6 protein-coding genes are annotated in these 5,589 nt (G+C 72.7%); 5 read left to right on the plus strand and 1 reads right to left on the minus strand.

The features are described 5' to 3' along the window. Positions 1-230: 230 nt before the first annotated feature. Both ACLQ24_RS28250 and ACLQ24_RS28255 read left to right on the plus strand, forming a co-directional pair. Positions 231-1,520, plus strand: a complete 1,290-nt coding sequence (locus tag ACLQ24_RS28250) for a D-alanyl-D-alanine carboxypeptidase family protein (protein ID WP_425894783.1) — start codon at positions 231-233, stop codon at positions 1,518-1,520. A 7-nt stretch (positions 1,521-1,527) separates the two neighbouring features. Next, complete coding sequence (locus tag ACLQ24_RS28255; RefSeq protein WP_425894784.1) at positions 1,528-1,923, plus strand: peptidylprolyl isomerase; 396 nt, start codon at positions 1,528-1,530, stop codon at positions 1,921-1,923. Here ACLQ24_RS28255 and ACLQ24_RS28260 read toward each other — a convergent pair. After that, positions 1,855-2,877: a LacI family DNA-binding transcriptional regulator gene (locus ACLQ24_RS28260; RefSeq protein ID WP_425894785.1), complete on the minus strand. Its 1,023-nt coding sequence runs from the start codon at positions 2,875-2,877 to the stop codon at positions 1,855-1,857. The genes ACLQ24_RS28255 and ACLQ24_RS28260 overlap by 69 nt on opposite strands. Before the next feature lie 271 nt (positions 2,878-3,148). Here ACLQ24_RS28260 and ACLQ24_RS28265 point away from each other — a divergent pair, with 271 nt between their 5' ends. The 3 genes from ACLQ24_RS28265 (at position 3,149) to ACLQ24_RS28275 (ending at position 5,523) form a co-directional block, all read left to right on the plus strand. After that, positions 3,149-4,168, plus strand: coding sequence for an acetylxylan esterase (locus ACLQ24_RS28265; RefSeq protein WP_425894786.1), 1,020 nt, complete (start codon positions 3,149-3,151; stop codon positions 4,166-4,168). A gap of 80 nt (positions 4,169-4,248) precedes the next feature. Further along, the gene (locus ACLQ24_RS28270; RefSeq protein WP_425894787.1) at positions 4,249-5,121 is read left to right on the plus strand and encodes a M15 family metallopeptidase; all 873 of its coding nucleotides are present in this window, start codon (positions 4,249-4,251) and stop codon (positions 5,119-5,121) included. Between the two features lie 258 nt (positions 5,122-5,379). Then, positions 5,380-5,523 carry a hypothetical protein gene (locus ACLQ24_RS28275; protein WP_425894789.1) on the plus strand — a complete coding sequence of 48 codons (144 nt, stop codon included), beginning with the start codon at positions 5,380-5,382 and terminating at the stop codon, positions 5,521-5,523. The last annotated feature ends 66 nt before the right edge of the window (positions 5,524-5,589 follow it).

Genomic DNA, 5,589 nt, shown 5'->3' on the forward strand with positions numbered 1-5,589 from the left:
AAGCCGACGCGCGTCCCGCACCGTAACGCCCATACACCCCAAACGATCACAAACCATTTGGGTTACGGGTCAATATGCCGAACTCGACCGCGACGCGCCGACATCCGCCGCGTGCTCGGCGGTCGCGGGGCAGTGCCGCGCTGCCCGACTACGTGGTGGAGCGGTCCGCCGCCGGATGGTCGAGCGGCAACAGCTCCCCCCGGGCGATCTTGTTGTCTAGGGTCGGGCACATGAGAGCTGCGCTGCTGGCGGTCACGGCGTCCGCCGTCCTGCTCGCTCCCGCGCCGGTCACGGCCGCCGCGGCGGACCCCACGCCCGTCGCCGCGACCGGAGCCGCTGCCACGGGTGCCGCTGCCGCCGCACCGGCCGTGCGGTGCCCACGGGTGCCGGCGCCGGCGATGTCCCGCCCGCCGCGGCCCGCACCCCCGCCCGCCGTGCCGGAGGCGCGGGTGGTCGGGGGCGCCGGGCTGGCCACGAGCGGCCTGGTCGTGCCGGCCGGCGCGGGCGCGCCACCGGCGATCACCGCCACGTCGTGGTTGGTCGCGGACCTGGACTCCGGCCAGGTGCTCGGGGGCTGCGGCCCGCACGAGTACGGCACCCCGGCGAGCGTCCAGAAGCTGCTGTTAGCGGCCACGATGATGCCGCGGCTCGACCCAACCCAGACGGTGACCGTCACCGCGGCGGACATGAACATCGAGCCCGGCTCCTCCGCCGTCGGCCTGGTCGAGGGTGGCCGCTACACGATCGAGACGATCTGGCTGGGGCTGCTGCTGAACTCCGGCAACGAGGCGGCGAACGCGCTGGCCCGGCTGGGTGGCGGCCCCGACGGCGCGGCCGGGGGAGTGCGCGCCATGAACGAGCAGGCACACCACCTCGGGGCGCTCCAGACGCACGCCGTCACCCCGTCCGGTCTGGACGGCAGGGGTCAGTTCACCAGCGCGTACGACCTGGCGCTGATCGCCCGGGCCTGCTTCGTCCAGCCGACGTTCCGCCGGTACGCGCTCACCGAGCAGGCGACGATTCCGGCGCAGCCGGCGCAGCGTACGAAGGGCTTCCAGATCCAGAACGACGACCAGCTCATCTACCGGTACCCGGGCGCGTTGGGGGGCAAGACGGGGTTCACCGACCTGGCGCGGCACACGTACGTCGGCGCGGCCGAGCGTGGCGGGCGTCGGCTGGTGGTGACGTTGCTGGGTGCCGAGCCGGCGCCGATGCGTGGCTGGGAACAGGGTGCGGCCCTGCTGGACTGGGGCTTCTCGCTGCCTCGCGACGCTAGCGTCGGCCGCCTGGTCGAGCCGGGAGAGCTGACCGCCACGCCATCGGCGACCCCGTCCGCGCTGGCCGCGCCCGGTCCACCGCGCCCAGCGCCGGCCAGCGGTCCGGCGCATACCGGCTCGGGGTGGCTCTGGTCGGTGGTCGCGCTCAGCGGCGCGACGGTGCTGGCCCTGCTGGGTGGTCTGCTGTGGCACCGCCGTCGCCGGTTGCCCGGTCAGATCGATAACCGGCCCCGGCATCCATAGGGTCCGGGTGACCCTCTCCACCAACCAGGGGCCGATCGGGCTGACCCTGGACCGGGCCGCCGCGCCCTGCACGGTGCAGAGTTTCCTGCATCTGGTCGGCAAGCGCTTCTACGACCGCACCCCGTGCCACCGACTCACCGCGTACCCGACGCTGAGCGTGTTGCAGTGCGGCGACCCGTCCGGCACCAGCACTGATCCGTTCGGCGCGGTGGGCGGCCCGAGGTCGCTCACCGCGCCGCCGGTGCCCACGCCCGCGGGCCGCAATTACCGGAAGCCGGACCGGTATCGGCGGAACCAGAATCCGACCCGGTTCGGGCCGACGAAACGACGAGGGTCACCCGGTCGGCGGCTCGGTGGTGCTGTCTCGGACGACCAGCTCGGTGGCGAGCTCCACCCGGGGTGAGTCGACGCCCTCACCCTGGGCCAGTCGCAGCACCGTCCGCGCCGCGAGCCGGCCCATCTCCACCAGCGGTTGCCGGACGGTGGTCAACGGCGGGGACGCCCACCGGGCCTCCGGCAGGTCGTCGAAACCCACCACGCTGACGTCGTCGGGAACCCGCAGCCCACGGCGGCGGATGGCCTCGTAGACGCCGAACGCCATCTGGTCGCTGGCCGCGAAGATGCCGGTCGGCGGGTTGGGCAGGTCGAGCAGCGCCGTGCCGCCGGCGAAGCCGGAGGCGTGGTAGAAGTCGCCCGGGTAGATCAGCGTGTCGTCCACCGGCACTCCGGCGGCCTCCAAGCCGGCCCGGTAACCGTCCAGGCGGGCCCGGCTGCACAGCAGATGCGTCGGCCCGGCGACGAACCCGATCCGGCGGTGGCCGACCGCCAGCAGGTGCTCGGTGGCGGCGAGCCCGCCGGCCCAGTTGGTGGCGCCGATCGTCGGGACGTCCATGGCCGGCACGCCGGCCGGGTCGACGACCACGACCGGCACGTTGAGGCGACGCAGTTGGGCGTGCAGTGGCGGGCTCAGGTGCGACGTCACGAAGATGACCCCGTCGGTGGCCCGCGTCCGCAGGTTCTGCAACCACTGCCGGGCCGCAGTGGGCTGCCGGTGGATCGCGGAGACGACGGTGCCGACGCCGGCGCCGTGCCCGACGTCCTCCACGCCTCGGATGATCTCCACGGCCCAGGGACTGTCCAGGTCGTTGAAGACCAGGTCGACAAGGCCCGCGCGGCGGACGCTGCGGCTGCTACGGCGTCGGTAACCATGGTGGCGCAACAGCTCCTCGACGCGTTCCCGGGTGTCCGGGGCCACATCGGACCGGCCATTGAGCACCCGTGAAACGGTCGGTACCGAGACTCCGGCCTCCCGTGCGATCGCGGTGATGGTCACCCTGCGTCCGTCGTCCGCGTCCACCCGTGTCTCCTTCACCGCTCCGGAAGGGGCGACCGCATGCGTCGCCCGTCCCGTGTCCCGGAACGGCGCGCCCGCTCCTCGCGTCATCTTGCCTCACCGAGGGGGTTGACGACACGCCAGGTCAGTCATAGCGTTCGGCGGAGTTGCGGAAATGTTCCGGTAACTTGTCGGACGCGTCTCGGCGTACCGTCCCGCCTCTGCCGCCCGGCTGTCGGCGCCACGCACGCCGTGGGCGCACCCTGTCCAGCGCCACGCGACAGACAAGGACGCCATGTACACGGACCTGCCCGAGGAGCAGCTACGCACGTACCGCGGCGTGGTACGCGAACCCGCCGACTTCGACGACTTCTGGGCTCACACCCTCGCCCAGGCCCGCGACGCAGCCTGGCCGGTCCGGCTCGAGCCCATCGTGACGGGTCTGACCGCCATCGACGTGTACGACGTGACGTTCCCCGGGTTCGGTGGTCAGCCCGTACGGGCCTGGCTACGGGTGCCCCACGGCGCCGGCACCGCGCTGCCGACCATCGTGCAGTACGTCGGCTACGGCGGTGGGCGCGGGCACCCGCTGGAGAACCTGCTCTGGGCGTCCGCCGGGTTCACCCACCTGCAGATGGACACCCGGGGGCAGGGTTCGGGCTGGAGCCGGGGCGACACCGCGGACCTGGGGGCGACCGGCGCGCAGGCGCCCGGCGTGGCGACGCGGGGCATCGCCGACCCGCGTACGTACTACTACCGACGGTTGATCACGGACGCGGTACGAGCGGTGGACGCCGCCCGTACCCTGCCGATGGTCGACCCGACCCGGCTGGCGGTGCTCGGACACAGCCAGGGCGGCGCGCTGGCGCTCGCGGCCGGCGCCCTGGCACCCGGTGTGCGGGCGGTGGTGGCTCTCGTACCGTTCCTGTGCGACATCCCGCGCGCCGTGGTGGTCACCGACGCCCATCCGTACCGGGAGATCCGCGACTACCTGGCGATCCACCGGGACGCCGAGGAGCGGACGCTGACCACCCTGTCGTACGTCGATGGCGTCAACTTTGCCCGGCGCTGCCGCCGACCCACCCGGTACTCCGTGGCGTTGATGGACGACATCGTGCCGCCCTCGACGGTCTACGCCGCCCACAACTCCCACGCCGGGCCGACGGAGCTTTCGGTGTGGCGGTACAACGGCCACGAGGCCGGTGGGATCGACGACGGCGAGGCGGCCCTGCGCTTCCTCGGCGCGCACCTGGTCGAGGACGCCGCGGCGACGCCGAGCGCAGCCCACCCGGCGCCGCTGACGCCCGGCGCGTGAGCGGGCCCGTCACGCCCGGCTGATCCGGCGCGTCACCCCGACCGCTTTGGTAGACAGGATCTGTGCGCAGGTCAGGGCGGGTGGGCGGGGCCGCGGTGCTCGCGCTCGTCGCGGTGCTCGGCGGCTGCTCCGAGCCGCCCCGCCCCGGGCCGACGGTCTCCACCCCGGTGTCCGCCAGCCCGCGACCGATGCCCGAGAGCCCGAGCCCGCCGGGAAGCCCCACCTCGCGGCCGAGTACGGCCCCGCCGGCCACCGGCGGGTTGTCGGGCTTCGTGGTGCTGACCGACCTCGACCCGCGCATCCACGCCGACATCCGCTACGCCACCGCGCACAACTTCGTGGGCCGGCCGATCGCCGGCTACCGCGAACCGCTGTGCCTGCTCACCCGGCAGGCGGCCGAGGCGCTGCGGCGGGTCCAGGACGCCGCGCTCGCCGGGGGTCACAGCCTCAAGGTGTACGACTGCTACCGCCCCCAGCCGGCGGTGGACGACTTCGTCGCCTGGTCGAAGCGCCCCGGTGAGCAGCAGACCAAGGCCGAGTTCTATCCGGACCTGGCGAAGGACCGGCTCTTCGCCGACGGTTACATCGGCGCGCCGACCGCGCACAGCCGGGGCAGCACGCTGGACCTCACACTCGTCGACGAGCCGCCCAGCAGCCAGCCCGCGTACGTGCCCGGGCAGCGGCTGGTCCCCTGCACCGCGCCGGCGGGGCGGCGCTTCGCCGACAACAGCCTCGACATGGGCACCGGGTTCGACTGTTTCGACGCCCGGGCGCACACCGACGACCCCCGCATCGCCGGCGCGGCACGGGACAACCGGCAGTTGCTGCGGCGGCTGATGACCGCCTCCGGGTTCGTCAACTACGACCGGGAGTGGTGGCACTACGGCCTCCGGAACGACCCGCACCCGCGTACGTACTTCGCCGCGCCGGTGGCCCGCTCCTCGCTCGGCTGAACGCCGGGCGGTCCAGTAGAGGACGCGGCAGTCTGGTATCCGCGCGGCCAGCTCGTCGGTGCCAGTGGCTGGTCGACGTCGACGGTGTCCGGGCTGGTCATCGGCCCGGAGTGCCCGTTGCCGCAGGAATCCCACCCGCGCGGGCGATCGGCGATTGACGTGCTCAGGTCAGAGGAATAACGTTTTGTAAATCTGTAAACATTGTGAACAGATTTACGTCGACGCGGCGGCGCGCGTCCCGACCGAAGGGACGATCAGGTGATCACAGAACTCTCCCTCCGTACCAGAAGGATCCTGTCGGTGTTCGTGGCCCTCGTCGTCGCCGTGAGCGCCGGCGTCGGCCTCGGCGTCACGCGCAGCGCGCAGGCCGCGCCCACGTTCAAGGTCCTGGCCTTCTATTGACCAGTAACCCAAAGGTGCCGTGGTTAGCCGGCTGCGTAGCGGACTTCTGGCTTGCCGAACAAGGCT

Source organism: Micromonospora sp. DT4 (assembly GCF_049841675.1).
Classification (GTDB): Bacteria; Actinomycetota; Actinomycetes; order Mycobacteriales; family Micromonosporaceae; genus Micromonospora.

What these genes read in the sequence shown, in the direction of transcription:
- ACLQ24_RS28250 (WP_425894783.1), top strand. Translation starts at nt 231, where the DNA reads ATGAGAGCTGCGCTGCTGGCGGTCACGGCGTCCGCCGTCCTGCTCGCT.
- ACLQ24_RS28265 (WP_425894786.1), top strand. Translation starts at nt 3,149, where the DNA reads ATGTACACGGACCTGCCCGAGGAGCAGCTACGCACGTACCGCGGCGTG.